22 protein-coding genes and 1 riboswitch are annotated in these 26201 nt (G+C 30.9%); of the genes, 7 read left to right on the forward strand and 15 right to left on the reverse strand.

Annotated elements, in window-relative coordinates; all coding sequences use genetic code 11:
• Positions 1 to 85: 85 nt before the first annotated feature.
• The 5 genes from OCU55_RS08755 to OCU55_RS08775 all read right to left on the reverse strand — a co-directional run bounded on the left by OCU55_RS08755 (position 86) and on the right by OCU55_RS08775 (position 9128).
• A complete protein-coding gene (locus tag OCU55_RS08755) occupies positions 86 to 2338 on the reverse strand; it encodes a glycoside hydrolase family 3 protein (protein WP_261851924.1) in 2253 nt (750 codons plus the stop codon).
• A 190-nt stretch (positions 2339 to 2528) separates the two neighbouring features.
• Positions 2529 to 3158 carry a non-canonical purine NTP pyrophosphatase gene (locus OCU55_RS08760; protein WP_261851925.1) on the reverse strand — a complete coding sequence of 210 codons (630 nt, stop codon included), beginning with the start codon at positions 3156 to 3158 and terminating at the stop codon, positions 2529 to 2531.
• 348 nt (positions 3159 to 3506) lie between these two features.
• On the reverse strand, positions 3507 to 5663 hold the full coding sequence (locus OCU55_RS08765) for a chitobiase/beta-hexosaminidase C-terminal domain-containing protein (protein ID WP_261851926.1): 2157 nt from the start codon (positions 5661 to 5663) through the stop codon (positions 3507 to 3509).
• A 973-nt stretch (positions 5664 to 6636) separates the two neighbouring features.
• Positions 6637 to 8151, reverse strand: a complete 1515-nt coding sequence (locus tag OCU55_RS08770; RefSeq protein ID WP_261851927.1) for an ABC transporter permease/substrate-binding protein — start codon at positions 8149 to 8151, stop codon at positions 6637 to 6639.
• Entirely contained in the window at positions 8151 to 9128 is a 978-nt protein-coding gene (locus OCU55_RS08775) for an ABC transporter ATP-binding protein (RefSeq protein WP_261851928.1), read from the reverse strand. The genes OCU55_RS08770 and OCU55_RS08775 overlap by 1 nt, the downstream gene beginning before the upstream one ends.
• A gap of 499 nt (positions 9129 to 9627) precedes the next feature.
• Between OCU55_RS08775 and OCU55_RS08780 the strand changes: the two genes are divergently transcribed.
• On the forward strand, positions 9628 to 9807 hold the full coding sequence (locus OCU55_RS08780) for an H-type small acid-soluble spore protein (RefSeq protein ID WP_261851929.1): 180 nt from the start codon (positions 9628 to 9630) through the stop codon (positions 9805 to 9807).
• A 568-nt stretch (positions 9808 to 10375) separates the two neighbouring features.
• The gene (locus OCU55_RS08785; protein ID WP_261851930.1) at positions 10376 to 11275 is read left to right on the forward strand and encodes a DMT family transporter; all 900 of its coding nucleotides are present in this window, start codon (positions 10376 to 10378) and stop codon (positions 11273 to 11275) included.
• A gap of 222 nt (positions 11276 to 11497) precedes the next feature.
• On the opposite strand, the gene OCU55_RS08790 is transcribed toward OCU55_RS08785, so the two are convergent.
• Positions 11498 to 11812, reverse strand: coding sequence for a nucleotide pyrophosphohydrolase (locus OCU55_RS08790; protein WP_261851931.1), 315 nt, complete (start codon positions 11810 to 11812; stop codon positions 11498 to 11500).
• 79 nt (positions 11813 to 11891) lie between these two features.
• Positions 11892 to 12077 (reverse strand): PspC domain-containing protein, encoded by a 186-nt coding sequence (locus OCU55_RS08795; protein ID WP_183277580.1) that lies wholly within the window; start codon positions 12075 to 12077, stop codon positions 11892 to 11894.
• A gap of 495 nt (positions 12078 to 12572) precedes the next feature.
• Between OCU55_RS08795 and OCU55_RS08800 the strand changes: the two genes are divergently transcribed.
• A complete protein-coding gene (locus OCU55_RS08800) occupies positions 12573 to 13124 on the forward strand; it encodes a hypothetical protein (RefSeq protein ID WP_261851932.1) in 552 nt (183 codons plus the stop codon).
• Between the two features lie 296 nt (positions 13125 to 13420).
• Here the strand turns inward: OCU55_RS08800 and OCU55_RS08805 are convergent, their stop codons facing one another.
• Together OCU55_RS08805 and OCU55_RS08810 are read right to left on the reverse strand one after the other, a co-directional pair.
• The gene (locus OCU55_RS08805) at positions 13421 to 14065 is read right to left on the reverse strand and encodes a TetR/AcrR family transcriptional regulator (protein ID WP_261851933.1); all 645 of its coding nucleotides are present in this window, start codon (positions 14063 to 14065) and stop codon (positions 13421 to 13423) included.
• Positions 14058 to 15260, reverse strand: a complete 1203-nt coding sequence (locus OCU55_RS08810; RefSeq protein ID WP_261851934.1) for an MFS transporter — start codon at positions 15258 to 15260, stop codon at positions 14058 to 14060. The genes OCU55_RS08805 and OCU55_RS08810 overlap by 8 nt, the downstream gene beginning before the upstream one ends.
• Before the next feature lie 342 nt (positions 15261 to 15602).
• On the opposite strand from OCU55_RS08810, the gene OCU55_RS08815 reads away from it, so the two are divergent.
• The 3 genes from OCU55_RS08815 to OCU55_RS08825 all read left to right on the forward strand — a co-directional run bounded on the left by OCU55_RS08815 (position 15603) and on the right by OCU55_RS08825 (position 17310).
• Complete coding sequence (locus OCU55_RS08815) at positions 15603 to 16085, forward strand: YsnF/AvaK domain-containing protein (RefSeq protein WP_261851935.1); 483 nt, start codon at positions 15603 to 15605, stop codon at positions 16083 to 16085.
• A gap of 164 nt (positions 16086 to 16249) precedes the next feature.
• Positions 16250 to 16948, forward strand: coding sequence for a YsnF/AvaK domain-containing protein (locus tag OCU55_RS08820; protein WP_261851936.1), 699 nt, complete (start codon positions 16250 to 16252; stop codon positions 16946 to 16948).
• 200 nt (positions 16949 to 17148) lie between these two features.
• Entirely contained in the window at positions 17149 to 17310 is a 162-nt protein-coding gene (locus tag OCU55_RS08825) for a hypothetical protein (RefSeq protein ID WP_261851937.1), read from the forward strand.
• Here OCU55_RS08825 and OCU55_RS08830 read toward each other — a convergent pair whose 3' ends face one another.
• The 5 genes from OCU55_RS08830 to OCU55_RS08850 form a co-directional block, all read right to left on the reverse strand.
• Positions 17311 to 18399, reverse strand: coding sequence for a GerAB/ArcD/ProY family transporter (locus tag OCU55_RS08830; RefSeq protein ID WP_261851938.1), 1089 nt, complete (start codon positions 18397 to 18399; stop codon positions 17311 to 17313).
• Between the two features lie 23 nt (positions 18400 to 18422).
• Positions 18423 to 18641 (reverse strand): hypothetical protein, encoded by a 219-nt coding sequence (locus OCU55_RS08835; protein WP_261851939.1) that lies wholly within the window; start codon positions 18639 to 18641, stop codon positions 18423 to 18425.
• Complete coding sequence (locus OCU55_RS08840) at positions 18638 to 19834, reverse strand: Ger(x)C family spore germination protein (protein WP_261851940.1); 1197 nt, start codon at positions 19832 to 19834, stop codon at positions 18638 to 18640. The genes OCU55_RS08835 and OCU55_RS08840 overlap by 4 nt, the downstream gene beginning before the upstream one ends.
• The gene (locus OCU55_RS08845; RefSeq protein WP_261851941.1) at positions 19818 to 21431 is read right to left on the reverse strand and encodes a spore germination protein; all 1614 of its coding nucleotides are present in this window, start codon (positions 21429 to 21431) and stop codon (positions 19818 to 19820) included. The genes OCU55_RS08840 and OCU55_RS08845 overlap by 17 nt, the downstream gene beginning before the upstream one ends.
• 341 nt (positions 21432 to 21772) lie before the next feature.
• Entirely contained in the window at positions 21773 to 23725 is a 1953-nt protein-coding gene (locus tag OCU55_RS08850) for an LPXTG cell wall anchor domain-containing protein (RefSeq protein ID WP_261851942.1), read from the reverse strand.
• A gap of 151 nt (positions 23726 to 23876) precedes the next feature.
• Positions 23877 to 23961, reverse strand: a riboswitch (cyclic di-GMP riboswitch).
• A 284-nt stretch (positions 23962 to 24245) separates the two neighbouring features.
• Here OCU55_RS08850 and OCU55_RS08855 point away from each other — a divergent pair.
• Entirely contained in the window at positions 24246 to 24482 is a 237-nt protein-coding gene (locus OCU55_RS08855; protein WP_261851943.1) for a TIGR04540 family protein, read from the forward strand.
• A 182-nt stretch (positions 24483 to 24664) separates the two neighbouring features.
• Here OCU55_RS08855 and OCU55_RS08860 read toward each other — a convergent pair whose 3' ends face one another.
• Positions 24665 to 26149 (reverse strand): carboxylesterase/lipase family protein, encoded by a 1485-nt coding sequence (locus tag OCU55_RS08860; protein WP_261851944.1) that lies wholly within the window; start codon positions 26147 to 26149, stop codon positions 24665 to 24667.
• Positions 26150 to 26201 lie beyond the last annotated feature (52 nt).

The following is a 26201-nucleotide window of genomic DNA, read 5'->3' on the forward strand; positions in this document are numbered from 1 at the left end:
ATAAATGTAGGCTTTAAACTATTTCCTATTATATTATAACATTACTAAATACTCTATAGCAGTTTTTTTGTCTATCCAATATGATTTATATTCTTTTATATCTTCTTACTCTTTCATCATTAATAATACCATTAAAATTAAGTCCAAAAGCAAAACTATACTCATTACCCAATTCATCTTTATAGCATTTCATATCATGTGGTACATCTTCAAACTGTTCTTCAACATTATCCATATCCTTCGGCATGTTAAACGGTAATAATCCACTTGGATTACGCTTTCCGCTTATAACATCCAGTATAGCTTGAACTTGTACACCAAAATCAACCACTATTGCATCAACCTTATCCTCAAACTCACCAAACACTGTTGGATTTCCCATGTTTATAGACACTAATACTGGTTTTTGTCTCATTAAGTTTTTAGTTTCTAATATTATATCTAAATCTTCTTCATTTGTAGCATAATTTGTTTTACCATAATATGATCTATTATTTGATTGTTCTAATGGGTCACCACCTGCTAGACTCACTTTTCTGCTACTTATAGCTTTATAAGGTCTGTATTGTAAACTTATAGGTACATATCCCTCTTTCTTAGAATATCCCACTGTTTTAGGCGATTCTATAAAAACTATTGAAAAATCAGCTTCCTCTGCATTGTCTACTACATTAAAATATTTTTCAACAATAGCTTTATTTACTGGTTCTATTTCCCTAGCTGGGATTACGTTTCCGAACCAATCTATACTTTCCTTTAATCTTCTCTTAGGTATATAAACATTCTTTCTTTCCTTTATTGGAAGTGTTTGATTTTTATTTTTTAACATCACTATAGACTTAAGCTGACATTCATATCCCGCTTTCATATATTCAACTTTGCCAACTATCATATCAGATTCTTCTGGATCTACATAAGGATTCTCAAACAAACCAGTCCTAAAGATATTTAACAATAATCTTACAGCTGATTTTTCAAATCTTTCTCTCATGTATTCTTCACCAAATTCTTTTACTCCCATATCATAAGCTTCAAGAATTGGTAAGACCTCATTATTTCCACCAAACTGGTCTACTCCAGCCATGAGTACTTTAAAGTGTCTTTCACTCTCAGATAATTTTTCAACTCCCCAACTCTTTCCAGATATAAAGCCATCAATTACATTATTCTCCTTAGTTATACCCCAATCAGTACAAACAACTCCATCATAATTATACTCTTCTCTTAGTAAGTCCTTAATTATATATTTACTAAAAGAATTTCCTACGTTTTCACCATATTTTTTATCAATATCATATGATATTGTATAATAAGGCATAACTGCTGATGCCTTCTTAGTTTTACCTGATAACTTAAAGGCTCCTTCTGTAAAAGGAATTAAGTGATCATTAAAGTTGTCTCCTGGATAAACAGCATACTTACCGTAAGCAAAATGTGCATCTCTGCCACTTTCACAGCTTCCTCCACCTGGCCAATGTTTAACCATAGCATTTACGCTCTCATATCCCCATCCATCTTCTGTTTCACTATCTCCAGCAGAAGTTTGAAATCCATTACAATAAGCTTCAGCTAAATCACGGGCCAAAATTGGATCTTCACCTAAAGTTCCACTAAATCTCATCCACCTAGGATCTGTTGCTATATCTACTTGAGGTGATAAGGCAGTTGCTATTCCTAACGACCTATACTCTTTAGATGCAATAAATCCAAACTTACTTACTTCTTCACTACTAAAAGTTGCAGCTAGTCCTAATGGCTCTGGCCATTTTGAGATATCTCCTCCTGCACCCGCATTAAACTCTGCATTTGGACTAGTTGTATGTCTTGGATCACTGCTTATATTTACAGGTATTCCAAGACCAAGCCCTTCAACAAACGCTTGCAGATTATTATTCCACACTGCTGCTGTTTTAGCATCATCCACTGCTGTTATAAGTACATGTCTTAGATTGTCATCTGTAAGAAACTTTTTTTGTTGATCCGTCAAATCAGTAATTTTCACATCAGTCTCATCAAAAGTCTTACCATCATAAGTTCCATCAAAAGCTTTTGAGAAACTTTCTTTTTTACTAAAAACCGCTTGATGTCCGCTGTAGAGCATAAGGCCTGCTATTTGCTTTATACTAAGTCTACTTGCTAGATCTTTAGCTCTATCCTTAGCAGGCAGTCTCCAATCTTCATATTTTTCAAGTCTCCCACTTTTACTTAAGTTCTTAAAAGCAAAGCCATCTTGCTCAATTATTTTAATACCTGAATTCTTTGAATAGGCAACATTTTTTCCACCTTCATTTACAATAATTACATAGTCGCCTTTATCAATTTTTCTCCAATTTCTCATAAATTCCCCTCCATTTATTTTATATCCTAATGCAAAAATCATTACAATAAGTAAAGCTGTCCTAATTCAATCCTTAAGCTTTTTTCAAACCTCACCTAGATTCTCACAGAAGTCTTTGAAAATATAAATCTTATTATAAAATAATAACCTCTCTTATTTAAAGATTTCAAAATTGTTCAACATATATATTTTATGAAGATTTTGTTTTTAAATAATCGCCAAGACTTCTAATAAAAAAGTCTCTAAATCCAGGAATAATGCCTAAGCTTTCACTTTTTTCATCTTCTAAATCATAATAGTATTTCATAGTTTCCATATCTACAGATAAAGTATCTAATGGAAATCCTTCTCTATATCTTTTGTGAGGCTTGTCTGCAATATAAAACCTCTCAGAACATAGGTCCTCACCATCATACTTATAAATATGATCATTATCTATGTATAAACATATACCATTTTTATAATATGCAGTTAGTCTACCTCCATATTTTGCTGCTAAATTGCTATAATAGTCAACCATTTCTCTGTAGGATAAATCTTCACCATGTATCCTCTTTACTAACACACCAGGTTGATCTTCTTCTTCTACTCCTTCAAAGAACAATCCAGTATCACATGAAAATACAGGCTTATTAAGCTGTTCGAAGTAGGTAGTAGCTTTTTCTACAGCATTGGCTAATGGATCTTTGCCAGATTCATCAGATTCTCTTAGTTTAAAATCAACACTGCTAATGCCCGTAATTTCAATATTAAGTCCATCAAGCATTTTTATCATGCTCGTCAGCTTTGATGGATTATATGTACCATATATTAACTTCATTAAACTATCCCTTCATTCTTATAATCTATTAATTATTTGTAATTATATCACATAATCCCAAGTGATTCTTTGGATTATAAAATGATAATTTTCTATTTTTGAAAAACTTACTACTTTATTTCTTTTCACTGCATATTGAAACAAATACCCAAAAGATATCTTAATTTTAGCACTGATTTTAAACGCAAAAAGATAAGCCAATGATTGTTATATAATCATTGACTTATCTCGTTGTTTTTACGAATCATTTCCTCTTTAATATGTTATTATCGCCTGTCCACATTCTAATCTTGGGTCAAGATTTTATTCACTTTTAATTTTGATGATATAGATAAACAACTGCCTAAACTATCTTCCAAAAATAATATAAAATAAAGAAGTTATATTTGATGTATTTCCCGAAGCATCTACTGCAATTGCTTTAAGAACCGCTGTTTTACTTATAGTTATGGCTCCTTTATAAACAGAACTATTTGTTGTAGGTCTAGTTCCGTCAAGAGTATAATAAATTGTTACTCCCGGTGTACTATCACTTAATGTAATAGTCTGAGGTTTGTTATATATACCACTTCTAACATTCACTATTGGTTCTGCAGGAGGTTTTATTATAGTATATTGATTACTCAATACTCCTGATACATTTCCATTATAATCTGCAGCTATAACCTTTAGTGTACAAGAGGCTGTTATATTAATGTATCCCATGTAAGGTAAACTCTTAGTTGTTGGAGTACTTCCATCTATTGTATAAAAAGCTTTAAGTGGTTTTGAATATCTATCGTAAAGCTTAATAAACAAAGGTGCCTTATATGTACCTGAAGGAACACTTGCTGTAGGTGTAGGGATAGCTACAGTTCCATTTATAACATAAGTATTGCTCATAACTTCAGAAGCATTACCGCTAGCATCTATGGCAATTGCTTTAAGTGTCTTAGTTGAACTTATAGCTATTGCACCTGAATATAAAGTACTATTCGATGTAGGTATTGTTCCATCAAGAGTATAGTAAATCGATACTCCTGTTGTTTTATCACTTAACGTTATTGTTTGGCTTGTACTATAGTTTCCAGCTGGCACACTGGCTGTTGGTTTAGCTGGCAATATAACCGGTGAAGTAATTGTATAAGTATTACTAAGCACTTCTGAGGAATTCCCACTACCGTCTATAGCCACAGCCTTTAGTGTTGTAGTTGATCCTATTGCTATAGGATTAGTATATAAATTACTTTGTGCAGTAGGGGTTGTCCCATCAATTGTATAATATATTGACACACTTGGTGTTACATCACTTAATGCTATTGCCTGACTCGAAGTATAAGATCCACCTGGAATACTTGCCATTGGCTTACTTGGTGCAGTAACTGTTGCTGTACTACTTGGTGCTTGTATCAAACCAAATCCATAAAAAGAATCTCTTCCACTAACACCTAAGTCGACTATATTACTATCTAATAAATTTCTCAATTGCACATTAGTATAGCTTGGATACTTTTGCTTAAGTAATGCTAAATCTCCTGCCACAAAAGGTGTAGCCATAGATGTACCACTCATTTGAGCATAGCTTCCATTTAAGTAAGTACTGGTTATATTTACCCCTGGTGCGCTCACTTCTACTTTACTTCCTGTAGAAGAAAAATAAGCTCTCGTGTTTGTTGAGTCAACTGCTCCAACTGCAATTACTGAAGAGTAGTTTGCTGGGTATTCAACATTAGTTCCAGTACCATCAGAATTTCCATCATTTCCTGCAGCAGCGACAACTAATATCCCGCTATTATACGCTGTATCCACGGCATTCTGTAGTGAAGTATCTGATTGGCTTGACCCAAGACTCATTGATATAATATCCATCTTATTTTCAATAGCCCAATCTATCCCTGAAATTATATCAGAAGTGTATCCACTACCTGATGAATCAAGTGCTTTTACTGCATAAATTGATGCATCTGGAGCTACTCCTTTAACACCTCCATTTACTCCCTTTGCTCCTATAATTCCAGCAACATGTGTTCCATGTCCATTATCATCAGAAAAAGATGTAGTTGTTGAACCACTAATTACATTTGTGCCACCAGTAATGGATAAATCTGAATGTGTTGCAGCTCCTGTATCAATAACAGCAACCTTTATACCTTTTCCAGTGAATCCAGATTGCCATGAAGCGGGAGCGTTTACATCACTTACTCCCCAGTTGGAAAATGTAGTATCTGCTGCCTTTACCACATTATCTACTTCGACGTAAGCTACGTTTGAGTCTTTTAAAAGCTTTGCAGCATTTTGAGGTGTTATTTCAGCCACTGCTGCATCCACATGCTTAAACTGACGCTTAACTTTTCCACTATAATTTGAAATAAGCTTACCTCCGTCAATGCCTTTGGTTTTGAACTTAACTATATACCGCTTAGAGTTTGTATCTGTGGTACTTGTACTTGCATAGGTTGTCCAACTAAAGGATGAAACAATAACTATAGTCGCAATGAAGATGCTGCTGATTTTTCTTGATTTCATTTTCCTATCCTCCTTACTTTTGTTGTTTTTTATATAGTTAGAAGTGAACAGATCCTGCATTAAAACTTAAGCAAAATCTCACATTCTCCATTTAAATAGTGAAACTGAATTTTCTCTCAATTTGATTATATCTTAATCTACACGCCCATTCTACATCGTTTGACCTGAAAAAGTGATTTTTAATGTAATTTTAATCTATTTTTTAAATTTAAATAATTTTTCCATTAAACTTGATATATTTTCGGTAAGATACTCAAGCAAGATTAATTTTTCACTTATATATAAAGGCTAAATAAATTTAATATTCTATTTTAAAATAGTTTATAGATAAACCAGTTCTAAATAGAGTATATATTTGATAATCCTATTATCATTAATAGTTAACAGAAGTATTACCTAGTTTTATTAGATAGAACTGGATTATCTATTTCGTTGAACTGATAAACTACTTCGATCATTAGACTACTAGGATAGATTCTAATATGAAGTAGTTTATCTATATAAATTAACATCTTGCACTTTCCTCTGCATTTAAAAAGGATTCACTTCAATAAGTGAATCCTCTAAATATATATAACTTTATAAATAGTTTTAAGAGCAAAGTTGTGCATATTTATATACAAAAAATCAATATAATTACTCTTCTAAAATGCTTTAATTCTAAGCTATGTTTAAGAATATTGTTGAAATTTATTGGTTATACAGGAGACGCTATATGAGCGAGTAACTAGAATTAAATGATTTTTTCAGATGGAATGGCGTTAAAAAACTGTACTGTTCGAACGTAGTGAGTTTACAGTTTTAGCCATGGAATATGACAAAATCATATTAATTCTTTGCGTAAGCTCATTAAGGATGAACGACTCTACTCCTAAAAATATAAATTCAATTATAGAGTTGTTCATCTAAAGAGCGTCGGATGATTAACCAATCAATTTCAACACGGTGCTTTAACAGCGCCTAATTCTAAAATTTATTTGAGCAATCCTTCTTTTTCCAGATAACTCTTTGCGACTTCTTGAGCTGTTTTTCCTTCTACATTTACTTCATAATTCATTTTAGCCATTTCATCATCAGTTATCTTACCTGATAATTTATTAAGAACACTGCTTATCTCAGGATGTTTCTTAAGAGTGCTTTCTAGCATAAGTGGCGCACCTTGATATGGTGGGAAGAATTGCTTATCATCTTCTAATACCTTTAGGTTGTACTGAACAATTTCACTATCAGTAGAGTAAGCGTCTAAAAGATTTATGTCTCCTGATTTTATCGCATTATATCTTAATTTAGGTTCCATTGTTTTTAAATTATTAAAGTTTACAGAATATACTTTTTGAAGTCCTTTATATCCATCATCTCTATCAGAAAACTCAAGAGTAAATCCTACCTTAAGCTGTTTCTCAATATTTTTTAAATCAGATATTTTATTTAGTTTGTATTCTTTTGCAAGTTCTGGAGATACTGCAATAGCATAAGTATTATTGTATTTCATAGGTTTTAAAAGTTCCATATTGAAGTTCTTTTCCATACCAACACGTGCCTGCTCATAAACCTCTTGTGGATTATGACTTTTTGCATTTTCCTTTACAAAAGTTTCAAGAGCAGTACCTGTAAATTCAGGATATATATCAATATCGCCTGATTTAAGTGCATTAAATAAAAAGCTAGTTTTTCCCATGCCAGGCTTAAGTGTAACATGTAAACTTGTTTCATCTTCAAGCATTAATTTATACATATTGATCAAAATCTCTGGCTCAGAACCTAATTTTCCTGCTATTATAATCTCATTTTTTTGTGTACTTAAGTATGGAACTAAAATAATAGTTAACGTCATAATAATAGCTACTCCAACTGCTACAACTGATTTTTTTAATGTAGATTTTTCAAGATAACGTAGTACTACGTCAAACAAAATTGCAAGCAAAGCCGCTGGGATTGCTCCAATCAGAATAAGACTATTATTATTACGATCTATTCCAAGAAGAATCAAATCTCCTAGACCACCTGCTCCAATTAAAGCAGCTAGTGTTGCTGTTCCAATAATCATTACCATTGAAGTTCTTATACCAGCCATTATAACAGGCATCGCCAATGGTAGTTGAACTTTAAAAAGTTTTTTACTACTATTCATTCCCATAGCATCAGCAGCTTCAATTAAAGCAGGATTAATTTCTTTAATACCAGTATAAGTATTTCTTAGTATAGGTAAAATAGCATAAATCACCAAGGCAATTACCGCCGGAACCTTGCCAATACCTACTAATGGAATAAGAACTCCAAGTAAAGCGAGAGAAGGTATTGTCTGAAAAACAGCTGCTATTTGTATAGTTATCTCACCAAAACGCTTATGTTTTGTTATATATATCCCAAGTGGCACAGCTAGGATTACTGCAATAAATATAGCTATAAATGAAATTTGCATATGTTGAAGTAATGCTGTACCTAACTGACCTTTTCGTTCTAAAAGCGTTGAAAAAAATGTATTCATTATATTTCACCATCCTTTTCAAGCTTATTAGCTACAAACTTAACCAAATGTTCCATATTTAAAGTTCCTATAAATCTTCCATTTTGCTCTATTTTAATGCTTTTTTCTTTTGTTAGTAGTGAAAATAAGTTTTCAAGTGATTCTTCAGTATTGACACAATTAGTATCTTCCTTATCATCAGTATTCTCATATAGATGTTCCTCTATCAAATCCTTCACTCTGTAATCTGATTCAAAAAGTGGTGTTCTATATACATTTCCAGATTTAAAAAAGTTTCTTACAAAATCATTTTTAGGATTTTTAATAATTGCTTCTGGCGTATCACATTGAACTATCTTTCCTTCTTGCATTATACAAATCCTATCTCCAAGTGCTAAAGCCTCTTGCATATCATGAGTTACAAATACAATGGTTTTATTTATTTTCTTCTTAAGCTTCCCCATATCCTGCTGCAACTTTTTGCGGCTAATGGGATCTAATGCACTGAATGGTTCGTCCATTAAGATAATATTTGGATCAGCTGCTAAGGCGCGGACCACTCCTACTCTCTGTTGTTCACCACCAGAAAGCTCTGATGGTTTTCTATGCCTATACTTTTCTGGCTCGAGTCCTACACTTTCTAAAAGATCAGTTATTTTATTATTAATTTTTTTCTTGTCCCATTTCTTCAATTCAGGGACTATTGCTATGTTTTCTTCAATAGTCATATGTGGAAATAGTGCTATTTGTTGTAATACATATCCTATATTCCATCTGAGTTCATGAATATTGTATTCGCTTATTTTCTTGCCATCTAGATAAATCGTTCCTTCACTTAAATCAATCAAACGATTAATCATCTTAAGCGTAGTTGTTTTACCACATCCACTTGGCCCTATAAGCACAAAAAATTCTCCTTCCTTAATAGTTAAGTTCAAAGAATCAACTGCTTTATTTCCATTATCATAATACTTAGATACATTTTCAAATTTAATCATCTAATTTACTCCTTACTTATACTTTCACTTACCATATAAGCCCTACTGTTTTATTTAATTTTATTACTAAAGATTACTGCTACTTGGTCAAGTGACTTTATAAATTTTCTTCTCACTTTATACAAATATAGATAAACTACTTAATATTAGAATTTATCCAAATAAAGATTGCATTTAGAACTGGTTTATCTATATATATAGATGCAGGACTTTTATTTCTTAAAATTTCTTTATAAATTATATTTAGATTTCTTTATAATCTATACCATTCTTTTAAAAAATAAAATTTACTTATGCTTTTTAGTATATCCTTAGATTGAATTTCTAAAAAATCTTATATTTATATAATAATTTAGCGAACATACATTTGCAAGCACGTACTTTTAAGTTTGTTAGTTACCTTAAGGTAACTAATGGAATCTTTCCATAGATTAAAGAATATTTAATCCTTCATAAGCAAATGCTACTTTTGTAATTTATTTTTAAAGGAGGTGTTAATATGGATAGAAAACGTGCAGAAGAAATTCTTTCCTCGCCTGATGTTATTAATGTTACATATGAAGGTGAACAAATTTATATTGAAAAAATAGACGATAACAAAGAAATCGCTTATATACATCCCCTTAATCAACCTACAGGATCACAAGAAGTTCCTTTAGTCTCACTTCAAGAACAATAAAATTAAGCAAATGATGTTATTATTATAAGCTTCAAATAGATAACATCATTTGCTTGATTGATTTAAAACTATTCTCACATGCATATCTTTTTATATTTATTTTAAACTTTAATCCATTGAAAGTGACAATACATTTATTAAATATTTATTTGAGTAAAGTAATATATTTGTGTATACTTGTTATTTGAAGGTATTTTTCAGCTTTAAATTTTATCTATAGATGTACCACTTCGAACCGAAATCTATTTTTAAAACTCTCACGGCTTCTAGTGAGAGAATTTAAAAATAATATGTTTTATTACGAAGTGGTACATCCATAACTAGCAGAAATTTTATAAATTTAACATAAAATTTGTACAACCATTAAAACTCAAAATAACTTTTAGCTATTAATTGTATTTTATCCGATAAATAGATTTTATTTGGAACTGGTATATCTAAAGATGAACCAATTCAATCCTAAATCTATTTTCAAAACTCCTCTGGGTTCTGAGATGAGAATTTGAAAATAGAAGTTTAATTATGAAGTGGTTCACCTATATAATAAGACATAAGGAGTGAAAATATAATGAAACCTCAACCTAGGATAAAGGGATTTGTGCTCGTAATTTTTTCAACTATGCTGTGGGGAGTATCCGGTACTGTGGCCCAATACTTGTTTCAGCAGAAAGGTTTCAGTCCAGAATGGCTTGTAGTAATCCGTCTATTAATCTCTGGAATTGTTTTATTGTCATTTGCTACTTTAAGAGGCAACAAGAATGTTCGAAAGATCTGGAGCTCAAAATATACGATTTTCAACCTTATATGTTTTGCACTTATAGGAATGTTGGGGGTACAGTATACATATTTTGCAGCTATAAAACATGGTAATGCTGCAACGGCTACTATACTTCAATATTTGTATCCAGTTATAATAATCTTCTATATGACTATCAGAACAAAAAAAGCTCCAAGTTCAAAAGAAATCATAGCAATTAGCTTAACAATACTTGGTACATTTCTAATAATCACTAAAGGTAATGTTAGCACCTTATCTATTTCTAAGATAGCATTGTTCTGGGGAGTAACTTCAGCTTTTGCAGCTGCTTTTTACACCTTACAACCAGTTTATCTTCTTGCTAGATATGATTCAATAACTGTAGTTGGCTGGGGAATGTTCATTGGGGGAATTGGATTTAGCTTTATTCAAAAGCCTTGGGTTAGTACAGGCCAATGGTCCGTAAGCTCAATTCTAGCTATTATATTCGTCGTACTATTTGGTACACTTATTGCTTTTTGTTGCTACTTAGAAAGCTTAAAGTATATAAAACCAATAGAGGTAAGCATACTTTCTTCTATTGAACCATTATCTGCTGCTTTTTTATCAGTATTTTGGTTACATGTTAATTTAGGAATTTTTCAATGGCTTGGTACAGCATGTATTATATTTGCAATCATATATTTATCTTTTACCAAAAAAGCTCACTGACGCGACTTTCTTCAGTGAGTTTTTTTAACGCATCTGCCTTTTCGAATGTATATGAGGAAAACTTGGCAGGCAAATAAGTTTTATTTTTTACTGTATCTCAATAAAAAGCTCTAGAACAAACAAAGGAACTTATTGAAGTTTCCTCATAAATTAAATTGTAAGCACTAATAAATATAACAAGAAATTATCCCAGTTTTAATACAACTCAAACACAACTTTTCTTTACAATTCAGTATATTTCTTACTATTGCCTTTAGCCTTCTCCACCGGATATTTCTTCTCATTTTTATTCATCTTCTTATTTATTACATCTTCAATATTTACATCTAAAGCGTCAGCCATATGTATGCAATAAACAAGAACATCAGCAAGCTCATCACATACCTCTTCTTTATTATAATTATTATCCCAAAGAAAATGTTCTAAAAGTTCTGCTGCTTCTATGTTTATAGCTTTAGCCAAATTTTCAGGTGTGTGAAATTGCGACCAATCTCTGTCATTTCTAAATTTTCGTATTCTTTCAATTACATCATTCATTGGTTTATCTCCTTAGCTTTTATACTCTTAAATTGAAAAGTCTTCTGAAATCGAAATGACTCAAAAGACTTATTGTTATTTAATCTCCACTTGGTATTATAAATGCACACAGTATATATGCTAAGATTCCACTTCCTGCTGCTAGCCCAAATATTACCCATAGCACACGTACAATTGTTGCATCGATATCAAAGAATTCAGCTATTCCACCACAAACTCCTGCAAGCATCCGATTAGAATTTGATTTGTATAACTTTTTATTCATATACTCCTCCTTGTTTTATTATTATTATTATGAGATAATACATAAATTTAGTAAGCAATCTCAAAATAATTTATTTTCCTAATACTGACAAATAAGCTGTTTATTTAATTAAGCTACTATGATAATCTTAAATTAAGGTTTTATTATGAATTCTTAATTTATGTATATTTTTAAAAAATATATATAAATTTAACATGCAATTGACTATACGGTTTTATTTTCTAAAAATATATTTCAACATATAGTTGACAGCTATATTTCTTATTAAATAATTATACACTATAACAATTGGATAACATACAAAAAATTTGCAAACATACGTCTTTCTGTCTATCTTATAAAATCCACAAATAATCTAAGAACTTTAAATTAGTATATAAGCAGAGAACTAATTAATAAATGTGTTAGCATTAATTCTCTCTAAGCAATTGTTATATCAGTTTTATTATGACTTAAGTAGCAATAAAATAAAGTTTATTCTCAAAGGAGTGAAACATGAGAAAGATATTTTTCATTTTAATTTCAATACTAATTGCAGGTTCAATAATTGGCTTTATTACTATAAAAAATCAAAGCTCATCAACAGTAGTAAGTGCAATTGAAAGATCTGGTTCTAAGGTCAATCAAATTGTAAGTGCAAAAGATTATTATGATGGTAAAGTAATTGTATTCACAGATGGCAGCATTAATTCAAAAGGCTTTTCATTAAATCATGCATACGTAAAAAGGACTCTATTTGGATGGAAGTGTATTGATACAACTTTTGGCGGACATGGTGGAAGTTCTGAGTTATCCAGCGGATACTATAGCCTAAATGATAAAATAAGGCTAATCACAGGATATGTTGCTGATAATAACATATCGAAAGTAGAAATTAAGGTAAATGATAAAATTATTAACCCTGAACTTATCTCAATAAACGGTATACGATTATGGGCTCTATACCTTGATAATAATTTAAGCATAAAGTCAATTAATGTTATTGGAAAAACAGAAAATCATAATGTGATTAGAGATCTTAACTTATCAGAGTTTATTTCTATTTAAATAATTGAGCAATTAAAATTTAACTATATATAGATCGGTTTCAAATAAAGTCTAACTAAGCATTGTATATTAAAGCTTGTTAATCTATTCCTCTTTATCAGATAAACTACTTCAGTCCTTGAACTTAAAATAATAAATCAAGGGACTCAGCATTAGAGTCCCTTAATTTATATAATCCAATTTTTTTTCCTATCCCTTGTCGCAAACAAACCTCTTCAATCCTTAGCTTCGAATAAACTTTAAATTTATGCTTAAAATTCACATAAATAGTTTACTTGCCTCTATAAAGCGAAATCCTAATCATTTTTCTCATTTTTTATAGAATTTATAATCATATCTATAATTGATAGTACTATATCGTCTGAAGTTATTCCCTCGCAAGTAACTGGTATTTTTGTATAACTCACCCTCTGCAATACTCCCATCATTGTTTGAAATATATAAAACCCAGTTTTTACTATATCAATATCTTTTTTAAAAGACCTATCTTCAATACCACTACGTATAATATTATCTAAAAAATTGTTACCTTCTAGTTTAGTAAAGTTTTCATATTTCATTTTTAATTCTTCGTTTGAATCATATGCTTCATAATAAATATCGAATAAGGTTATAAACTTCATTTGGTCCTTATTTTCACTGGCAAAGTTTACCCACTCATGAAGCATGTTTTTAAGTTTTTGTAATCCAGTATTTCCAACTCTACCAGCTTCTGATATAGCGCCAGTCATACACTCTAAAATATCTATTTGCACTTCAAATATCAGCTCGTCTATTGATTTAAAATGCTTATAAAAAGTTACTCTGCTCACTCCTGCTTGTGTACATACATCTTTAATATTTACATTTATAAAATTATTCTTTAGAAAAAGCTCTCTGCCAGCTGCTATTATCTCCGCACGGTTCTTATTTTTTAAGCTTTTGTGCCATGATTCACTCATTTTTAACTACCTCATTTATATCAATTTTCTTCTTATTTTTAGTCAAAAATATGGCTCCGATAAGTATGAAACTACCCACAGTATATGGTAAATTTATATGACTGTCAAATAAGTTTCCAGCCATTATTGGTCCTATAACATTACCTATACTTGTATAGGTAGTATTCAGTCCTGAAACAAATCCTTGCTGATCACCTGCTTCATTAGCTAACAAAGTATTTACCGTTGGTCTCAAAAAGGAATTAAACGCGAAAAATATTGAAGATATTCCTAAGAGGTATACAAAATTAACTTTTATAAGCATTAAGAGCAATGCTACAGCTGATATAAATAAGGAAAACCTTACAAGTCTATATTCTCCAAAAATCTTAATAGCTTTTTCTATTAGTCCTACTTGAGTTATGATTCCAATTACAGCCCCTAAAGTTATCAAAATAGATATTTTATCAGCTGCAAAACCGTACCTCTGTTGTACATATAATGAATATACAGTTTCATAATTTACTAATCCAAAAGTCATGACAAATATTAATAAAAGATATTTAAAATAAGGAGTATGTACAGATTCTTTCAGTTGCTTTACAATGGACTCCTGTTTTTCTTTTGGTTTTAAAGTCTTTCTTTTTTCTAAAGAAAGTGTTTCCGGTAGCAAAATTGTTAAAATAGTTGCTATAAGTCCTAATCCTGATGCAAAAAAATAAGGAACTCTTATTCCGAATTGTGCGATAATGCCGCCTATCCCAGGTCCAATTACCATTCCAAGATTCATGGATGCGCTTAAGTATCCCATGCCTTTTGCTCTAGTTTCTTTTGTGGTAACATCTGCTACGTAAGCTAGGACCGATGGAACCATTATTCCGAGTCCTATTCCACCAATAAACCTTGCTATATATAACTCAACTAACATATGTGAAATTGCGAAAATAAAGTCTGAGATTACTGTAAGAAACAGTCCCGATAATATAAGTTTTTTTCTACCGTACATATCTGAAAGTCTTCCACCTATAGGAGAAAACAAGAATTGTGCTGCTCCAAAAGCTGCCACTAAATAACCAGCTGCAGAACCTGCTGCATTAAATTGTTTAAGATAATCAGGCAATATAGGAATAACCATACCTTGTCCTAGCAATGCTATAAAAAGGTTAAGCATAAGTATGAATAAAGGAATTTTTTTATGACTATACTCTTTTTTCAATGTTGCACCTCCAAAAATTATATCAAATCATGATTTACACATAGTAAACCATTTACTCACAGTAAATAATTATATAAGCATTTTAATTATCTGTAAACTATAACTACCAATTTTTTATAAAAAAGTTTTCTGGTTTCTGAAAAACTCAAATTATTAGGTTAAAACGCTCCTATATTATTATTTTTAATATACCCAATGAGTTATTAAATACTAAGTTTAATTTTTACATAATCTTCTTACACTATTTCTTTCTTATTTTCCAACATTCGAACAGGATAATAAATGTGCTATGAGGAAAATATATAAACGTATCAAATATAAAAATTTATGGAGGTGCCTATCATGGGAATATTTAGCGGATTATTTGGAGATGATGAGAATACCTCAAGCAAAGCTACAAGCAGTGCTGCAGGTAATACAAAACAAGACAAAAATGACGCAAGAGTTGAACTCCGTAAAGAAGAAATTAATGTATCAAAAAACAAAGTGCAAAAAGGCGAAGTTGAACTTGGTAAAGAGATTGTTGAAGATCATAAGTGCATGGATGTACCTGTTTCACATGAAGAAGTTGTTATTGACAGAAAAACTTTAAACAATCAAGTATGTGATACTCCTATAAAGGAGCAACAATCAATTAGAATTCCTGTAAGTGAAGAAAGAGTTGATGTTACTAAAAATACAGTAGTAACAGGAGAAGTTACTGCTCATAAACGTGAAGTACAACAAACTCAACATATAGAGCAAACTCTTAAGCATGAAGAACCTACTATAAATAAAGTAGGAAATCCTGTTATCGTAGATAATCAAAACAATCAACAACAATAATTTATGAGGCACCTTCAAATTGTACTTATGATTGAGGGTGCTTTTAAAGAATCTAATTTTATATATCAAGTTAGGTCTTGTTAGATATTTCTGATTCACAACTTTTATACAGACATAATTTAGGTTTCTATAAATGTTCCTATAAATAAATTGGAGGTAAAGTTATGGAAAAAAACACTTCAACAGAACATCGAAATACACAAGTATATAACGGGATCACTTTAGGAATGATAATTGGTGGTATATGTGGAATAATACTTGGTTTTTTAGATAGATCAGGACTTTTTATTATATCAGCTTTAAATTCTACATTTGCATTTATTCCACTAAACGAGATTATTACAGGTTTGTTATGGGGAGTTATTCTTGGTGGTCTCACAGGAGACTTTATTGAATTCATTTCAACTCAAAGAACAGGTTCATACAATGACGGTTTAACACTATCAAAAGATATGACTTATAAAGATATAGGAACTGAAACTCTACAACTTAAAGAAGAACAGCTTAATATTGCTAAAACCTGGATGAAAACTGGTGATGTAAAGACTCATAGAGAAACTGTGACTGTAGAAAAAACATTTACTATTCCTATTCAGCGTGAAGAACTGGTAATAGAGAAAAGAACCTTTAACTCTTCTACCGGAAAGCTAAAAAATACTCCACCACAAATCATCAGAATACCTTTAAATGAAGAAAGAGTTGATTTCACTAAGCATAGGGTTGCGCTGGAGGATGTATCAATCCATAGAGAACATATAAAAGAAATTAAACATTTTGAAGAAACACTAAAAAGAGAAAAGCCTAAAGTGAAAATAACAGGCTCCCCAAAAGTTACTGACAAATCAAATTCCAAACGGTCTTAAATGATGATATAAAAAGCTATATCATACGTATGCTATATTGACACTTAATATATTATTTATAATTCTCATTAAAATATATAATCTAAAAATAAGCAGGTTAATTAATGAAGCCTTTTAGCCTGCTTATTTTTTTATAAATAAAAATAGTATAAAACGGAAATTATAATATTATATTATTTTACAATATTAGGAGGACTTATATGAATAAAATAGGGTTACTTAACTTACTCTCTCTGATTATAGGTACAACATTAATTATAATTGGATGTATAACTGCTTATTTGTTTCAAAAATACCTTTTTGATAAATATACAAATAAAGTTAAAAATACTATAGATAAAGATTCTTCTTCTAAGCAATAGTTATCCCCTTTTTTTTAAAATTAATGCAGCAAAAAACAAAAACATTTCCAAACCTGTTTCAACAAACATTGCAATTATTGGATAGCTATAGTTTATAAAATCAAATAAATCAATACTGTTTCTGAAGGAAGTCGCTGATAAAACAAAAGAAACCAATATAGAGGGTAAAATAAGAGGTTTGTAACTTTTTAATCCTATCACTTGTGCAGTTTGCAGGGAAAATGCCCATATCATTTCAGCTGCAGATATAATTAATGCACCAATTGCAATCATTAACCAGATCACTTCTAATCTTTCTATAAATACAGTTATATGTACATATCTTGCTAATCTAAGACTTGGGCTAAACATATTTTTAGCTTGTGATATACTAAAAACTCCTATACTTGCAACAATTATTAGTAATATTGTAATGCCCCCCATGCTCACTGCTGAAAATTTCGCAAAAAATCCATTCTCAGGGCGATCGCAAATTGGTATGTACAACCCCATAATGATGCAAATCCCAATAAAAGATATAATAAGTATCGAACCAGAAATAGTTGGGTAAAATCCATGTTCAAGCTGTGGTTTAAGATTTTCTAAATGTAAGTCTGGAATAACAAGCACAAATAATAATATTAGACTTGCTAAAAATATAGGACCAAAAAACTCACATACTCTTCCCATAACTTCAACTCCTTTAAGAACAGCATAAGCTACCGTAATTGAAGAGCAAAGAAGAATCATTTCAATAGAAGTCTTTGGAAAAAAAGCAACATGAAGCATTATAGCAAAGCCACTTTGTAATAAAACTGATACCAGGAAAAAGAAAAGTGGAAACATCATACCTACAACTTTCCCTAATCCTTTGCCTAATATAGTCATACTATATTGCGCCATATTTTGACCTGGAAATCTAATACCCATATATGCATATACCACAGCTAAAAGTACATCTAATATCCATGCTAAGATTATTGAAAGGACAGCATCTCTACCAGATTGAACAATCAATATTCCAGGTGTATGTAAAACTGTGAAAGAGGTTATTATACAAAAAAGTAACCAAATAAATTGATTGGTATTAATAATTCCTTTTTCCTCCAACCTTATACAACTCCATTCTATATTTACATTTCCTTAAAAAGTGCTCTCCCGATAGGTTCAAGAACACTTTCTATTAAATCCTTTAATTTAAAAAGTTTATTCTTACTAAGGATTTGAATACTCACTGCAAATAATAACATAAACACTACTACATACATCTCTTTTTTCAATCCTCTTTTAACTAATGGGATGCATTCTATAACCCCAATTATAATAGCTAAAATAATTACAAAAAACATCATTTAATATTCCCCTCCTCAATACTGTCAATAGGAGAATCTTTAGTCATTCCTACCTTTTTTAAAGTTACATCGAAACTAACTTTATATTTCATTGTAGGGAATATTTTATCCCAATCTTTTTTCATACTTTCCCACTTTTCAGGATTATTATTATATATAATTTCAGCAAATCCAATTACATCAGCATTAAGATTGGTTTGACACTTATTTATTAATTCACTTAGCTTAGTTTCTAATATCTGCCCGGTGTTATTTTCTATTCTTCTTATTACCGATGAATCTAATTTAAGATTACTCATTTCTTTTATTTCAGCGGTTGCCATGCACTTAATTTCAAAACTAATATCACCTTCATTTATCTTTGTTTCAATTTTAGTATCTTCTTTGAAAATCTGAACAACTATATTTTCTTTATTTGTATTTGACGTAATAGGTGAAACAACTAAATTGCCCTTTATTTTTCTATAAAACCATGCTAAATATTTAGATTCTTCAGTTGTCAATACACCTACTAAACGGTCATTTTTAAATACAGCAGTCTTCTCAATCTTTATTCTTCCTTTTTGTTCATCCTTTGTTTTTTCTACTCTTACAACAGGTGCCAAACTTGCTTTTGCTTGACTTTGAAAGCCAATGATAAATCTGTTCAAATCAACTGGTAGTATTGACCCATTCTTTCTTAATTTGTTCATCATATTTGCTAAACCTAAAGATGTAATGTCATCATTAGACATCTTGGTTTTCAAAACTTCGTAGGCGCTATCTTCGGCCATAAAGATCCAGTCTAAATTTCTAAATTGTCGATCTCTTGAAACATAATCTACAACTCCTGCAACCCCTTCAGAACACAACTCCTTTGACATAACAATGACTTGAATATGTGTAAAGTCTATAGCTAATGAACTAATTTGGGTGAAATTTTGTAAAGCATCCGAAAAATTTTTCCCTTTACTTGTTTGTAAAATTGAGCTATTTGCTCTCCCTGGCGAGTCGCTAGATTCTTTATTTGTAGTAGTTGGGTTAGCCAGTTCTAATGTCACAAGAATGGAGTTTTCATCTTTATCCTTATCAATTCCCATTCCAATAACAAGCGCAATTTCATTCAGCTCAGTTTTGTCAATGCAGCCAGTCAGTACTGTGGACAACAGAAAAACTAATGCATTGACTAATATAAATTTATTTCTGATTTTCATCTTCTTTACTCAACCCCTCATCATCATTCCTTGATGGTCCAGGTTTTAACCCACTAATCTGCCTTTGACGATTTTTTTCATTTGCAGAACCTGGTCTCTTGATCATTGCCCACCTAGGGAATCTAATAAACGAGTCCTTAAGCTCATTTAAATTTACTGGTGCAATTGGCGAAAGATAATTTACCCCAAAAGACCTTAAAGATACTAAATGAATAAATATTACAAGAAGTCCAAGCAAAATTCCATATAAACCAAATAATCCCCCAAGGAATATAATCACAAATCTCAAAACTCTAATTGAATACCCCATGTCATAAGATGGAATACCAAAGGAAGCAACAGCTGTTATCGAAACAATAATAACCATAATAGAAGAAATCATGCCTGCTTTAACTGCAGCATCTCCAATTACAAGTGCTCCAACTATTCCAACTGTTTGATTTGCAGGTATGGGTAATCTTATTCCTGCTTCTCTCAGTGCCTCGAAAGTAGCCTCCATAATTAATGCTTCCACAAGTACTGGAAAGGGAACTCTTTTAGCAGATTCCATTATACTTATAAGTAATGCAGTAGGAACCATTTCTTTATGATAAGAAACAATTCCTACATATAATCCAGGTAATAATAATGAAACTATAAAAAACACAAATCTTACAATTCTAATGAATGAGGCAATAATATATCTTTCTGAGTAATCTTCGCTAGTCTGTAAAAAGAGAATCATAGTTGTTGGAACAATTAATGCAAATGGGGTGCCATCTATTAGTAATGCTATTCTACCTTCCAAGATAGCTCCAGCTACTCTGTCAGGTCTTTCTGTATGAAGAATTTGTGGAAATATGGTCTTTGTAGTATCCTGTATCAATTGTTCTATATACCCACTCTCAAGAATAGCATCTACGTCTATTTTACTAAGTCTATATTTAAGTTCTTTAAGTACCTTTTCATCAACAACATCCTCTAAGTACGTAATATGAATTATTGTCTTTGTTTGTCTACCTACTACAGAGTTCTCAAATTTCAATTTAGAAGATTTTATTTTTTTTCTAAGCATTGCAGTATTTACACTTATATTCTCTGTAAACCCTTCTTTGGGGCCTCTTATAACTTTTTCAATAGTTGGTTCGGATACATCTCTTCCTCTAAATCCAGGAATAGCAATTTTTAAGGCCTTATCTTCTTTATCTACTAATAATACCGCACTACCATTTAGTAAACCTTCTTCAAGTTCATGAGTATCTACTATCTCACTTACATTAACAGTATTTAAAAACCGATTTTTAATGGTATCTACTATATTGCCAGAGTCTGTATTTAGTGAATTCATCGGCCTCATATTCATAATAGATCTTATGGTAGTTTCATTAATTAGCTGAGTATCCACAAGTTCGTTTATAAAAATCAGTGCTGATGGAAGCTTAATTGAATCTATTACAAACTCTCTATACACCACGTCACTGCAATTTGAAAACAAATTCCGCACTGTGCTTAAATTATCCGAAAGAGATTTACTTAATGGCTGCCGCTCTACTTTTTTATCTTTATTTTCATCACACCGAGGTTTTGAATTATTATTATCTTTTGAAAAAATGCTCACATTAAAGACACCTCTCCATTTAGAATTTAAAGTTATTTTGTGTATTATTGATAATAATATTCGCTTATCAATTTGGCATATAATATGTACATATTTTGGAGTAAATCAACGGTTTAAGTAGATATCAATACTTCTAGACTATAGTGGATTTATATGCCCCTTTCCCCCTAGGAACAGTGTGTAGTGTATCATACGTAAACATTTATTATGAAAAATATAGATGAACGATTTCGGATCGAAGTTGTTCATCTTTAGATAGACTAGTTTCAAAGAAAATCTCATTAAATAAAAAAATGAGAGTATTTTTAATACTCTCATTCCTAGATACATAACTAAATGTTTTATCTATTCGATGTTTTTATTCTAGATATGTTTCTTCTCATTAAAACAGTACTTCCCATTAATATAAGTATTAATGCAGCTAGCATTATACCGGTAGAGTCTATTACCGCACCAGTTTGAGGGAGAGTCCCGTTTATTTGAGCTATAGTATACTTACTAAAGTGACTTGCTTGAAAAGTAAATGTCATAGTTTCTTTATTATAACTTCCTCCTACATTTTCCCATGATTTATTATTTTCATTATAGTAGAAAGCTGAAAGCTTATTTATATCTAAATTTTTAATTTCATCATTTGTAATCTTTACTGATATAGTTGCTTTTCCATTTTTAAAGCTGTGAATATCTTTTAGCTTAGTTCCATCTTGTCTATATATACCAAGACTAAAATCAAATAGCTTTCCAATATCCTTGATTGAACTTAAAGAATAATCATTTTTTACAATCGCCTCACTAAACTTAACATAATCCCCGTTGTTTACCCCTGTATAGTCTATAGTTGAAAATGGAAGTACTAAACTAACATTATTTGCATTAACTTTTACACTACCTTTTCCCCCATTGGTAGTTAAAGCATCAAACTTTGTTTCGATAGTTTGCACACTACTTGCTAGTGTTGGAACTACTGTATTTTCAGAGTCTTTAGATATCTGCTTAGAATCTAAAGTTAATACAGCATTTGTACCTTTAACATCCACATTGAACTTTTCTTTATTGGTATCTTGTGGCGTTGAATTATTATTTGCAGTTGTACCATTGTTACTAGAAACTGTATTATTTCCTGAATTAGTTCCGCTATTCTGACTAGTATTGGTATTATTGTTATCTAACGGTTTTTCGGCTGGATCTGAAATAGATATTGGTGTATATCCCATGCCTACTATACCGTAAGCAACCATATGCTTATCATCATAAACTTTAATAGGCTTCATAAAGTTATCGACAACATACTTCTTTTGAAGTTCATTACCTTCCAACTTAAAAATATCCCCATTCTGACTTATCCATACATTTCTGTTAATATCAATTGTTGCAAAAAAGTATGTTGTTGGAAATTCAAATTCCTTTACTAGTTGAAGTGTATCATTATTAATTTTGTATTTCTGAACTAACATTTTTTCTTCTGTAATACGTCCATCTGTAATCTTTCCCAATTTTCCTGCTATAAAGGTTAATGTATTATCATCTCCTGGGCAAATTTCATAGATAGCCATAGGAACAGCGCTGTTTACTAAATACTCTTTTTCTATTTTTCCATTTGAAATTTTATAAACTTTATTATCTGTACCTGAAGTAACTGTCCTAGAAAACCACATACTACCATCAGATGCTTCTATAAGACCTCCAAAGCTGTCGTAGTTTTGGTCTCCTTTTTGTATCTTTTCAGCTTCGAATGAAAAGCCTTTATCATTAAATATTATATCTTTTGCTTTATTGTCTAGTATTCTTCCATTAGAATCATATATTGGAATGTTGTGCTCTTCCGCCTCATACCAGAATACACCATTTGAATCAATTATTATGTGAGTTATATAAGCTTGTCCGTCTTTATAGGATGGTACTTCTTTTACATATTCCATTTTATATGTATTTAAATCAACTTTATATATTGATCTCTTGTTATCTTGATTTGAAACTACATAAGCGTTATCATTATATATCCCTATAAAGTCTAGAAACCTTATAAGATTAAAATCTTCTGATATTATATGCTTTTTACCATTTTCTTCAACATAAAATTTAATATTATTGTCAATAATCACTGCATTATTAATAATAGTTTTATCTTTATATTGATAAGCAAAATCTACAGTTTCTTTTCTTATATCTAAGAATTGAGGCACAGATGAATTAACTTCTTCTGCTTTTACCTCTTTCGATACCCCCATACCAAAAATCAATTGCACTAAAAACATAACTAAGATGGCTATGCTAAAGTTTTTTCTTTTTTTCATTTTATACTCCCCTTACATTAATAATAATCCAAAATAAAAAATCTATGGTATTATTTCTTGAAGTTAAACACCCCCAAACAATTCCATAGATATAGACCACTTTTATTATTAAAGAAAGTAAGCTTATAGAAAAAGCTTATAGCTATACAATTTAGGTAACCCGGCTGCCGTAGTTAAATAACCTTAGGCCCGTAGCTTTGCGTCTCTACCTTTCAATAGATTTGCCTTTATCTATGGTATATTATACTTACATTAATTGTTATATTTTATGTAGTATGTAAAATTGTATCATAATATTACAAAATTGTGAAGAAAATATTACAAACTTGTGAATAAGACATTACAACAAAATAAACATTTCAAGTTTCTATAAATTAATTTTGATTTTTATTTGCAATAAATACATAAACAATGTATCATATTTATGTAATATTTAAGAATATGTAGTGTGATAATAATCTTATGTTTATTATAGGGGGTTATCAGCAAATACATAATCTATATAAGAAGGAGTATAACAATGAAAGCAGTATACAAAAACCCTAAAGAATTAGCAACAAAGTTATTAGATGTAGTTGATTCATACAGAGAGGGCTTAACTACTTATGAGAAGTTTGAAAGTACTATTCTTACTCTAATAGAAAAGAACGAGGACAGAATATACAAGAATGGATTTATGCCTACAAAACTAGTTAACTTTTTAGGTGAAGATAGAAAAGCACTTATCGATGAAGTGTCAAACAAATTAGATAAGTAGGATTATTTAAGGGAATTAATTTTTAAGTTGTAACTTAAGATTAATTCCCTTTATTTATTTTTTAAATATATCCTTTAACATAGAGGCTATGCTTAAGAATATTGTTGAAATTAAATGTTAATGCAGGAGATTCTATATGAGCGAGCTATTAGAATTAAATTATTTTTCTCGGAAGAAATGTTTTAATCAATATATAACTTAATATCATTCCAAACATCATAGTTTTTCTCGCTAGGATTCATAACAACTCTATTATTTTCATTAAATATAAAAGTAGCACGAATTTCAGCATTATAATTGGGCCAATACATATCTAAATCCCTATTAGGATCACTATTTTTTGCAAAGTTTACCCAAGCAGTATGCATATCATCTCTAAGTTTATACATAACCTTTTTTGGTGCTCCTTTCCAAAATCTACGAATAACTCCCCTACCTAGATTATCTAATGCAATAGGAACTTCTACACCATGGACAGACTTTAATCCAACTAATCTAGTTAATATAGGCGCATAGTCAAACCTATACATCCAAGTGCTATTGTAACCACTCTGCCTATCAGCCACTTTAATTGAATCTATTAAAAAAGCTCTATCTTTAGCCAATTCTTTCATCTGTTTGTTTTCAGAAAGTCCATCATATAGCTGGTGTAAATCTTCAAGTTTATCAATGCAGTGATTAAGTTCAAGCATTTTTCTAACCTGCTCCCAGCTACTCGGAAACATTGTAGCTTCCACTTTTACAAACAAAGCTCCGTCATCATCATTTGTTCCGATAATCAACTTAATATCTTTTGCACACCCCTTGGAAATGGCATCTATAGGATGCTCTGGAATTAAATCATCAATTACCGGGCCTGGCAAGAATATTCCTGGGTACAAGTTGCAATTATTAAAAAGCAAATATTCTGCAGCATGCTTCATTTCGTCTGGATGAAGAGTTTTTAATTTATAAACTTCACCTGGTGCTATTTTCGTTACTTTTAAAAATAAATTCATGTTCAGCTTTGTAGAATAGTGATTATGAACACATCCAGGTATAGGACTCTCAGCAATGGCTTTATTAAATAAGCCTTTTGATTTTGGTGCAGCTAACATATTTATTACTGAGGCAGCACCTGCTGACTCGCCTGCTATTGTAATGTTATTTGAATCTCCTCCAAAGGTAGCAATGTTTTCCTTAATCCAAATAAGTGCTTCTATTTGGTCAGCCACTCCACAATTAGAATCAAAGCTGTCATCATATATGCTAAAATCATAGAAGCCTAAAACACCAAGTCTATAATTAAAGGCAACGTAAATCACTCCATCCTTTGCAAAGTTAGTTCCATCATAGTTAGGATCTGAACATTCACCAATGCTATATGCTCCACCATAAATCCATACAAACACAGGTAAATCTTTCGCCTCTCGTGGCGCCCATATATTTAAGAATAAGCAGTCTTCACTGGCAGGAATATCTGTTAATTTAGTATCTAGAAATTGGTGCGGCTTATTACCATGGTTTTTAGTTTCTTTTACCCCAGCCCAAGGAACACATTTTTCAGTCCTTTTAAATCTTAATTTCCCAATAGGAGGTTTAGCATAGGGAATTCCAAGCCATTTATTAATCCCCTCTTCACTAAAACCTTCTACTTTTCCGTATTTAGTCTCAACTACCAATCCCATTATACATATCTCCTAAACTCTTATATATTTAGATAATGCTTATAGGGTTAAT

Origin of the sequence: Clostridium folliculivorans, assembly GCF_024341905.1 — a bacterium.
Taxonomy (GTDB): domain Bacteria; phylum Bacillota; class Clostridia; order Clostridiales; family Clostridiaceae; genus Clostridium_AR; species Clostridium_AR folliculivorans.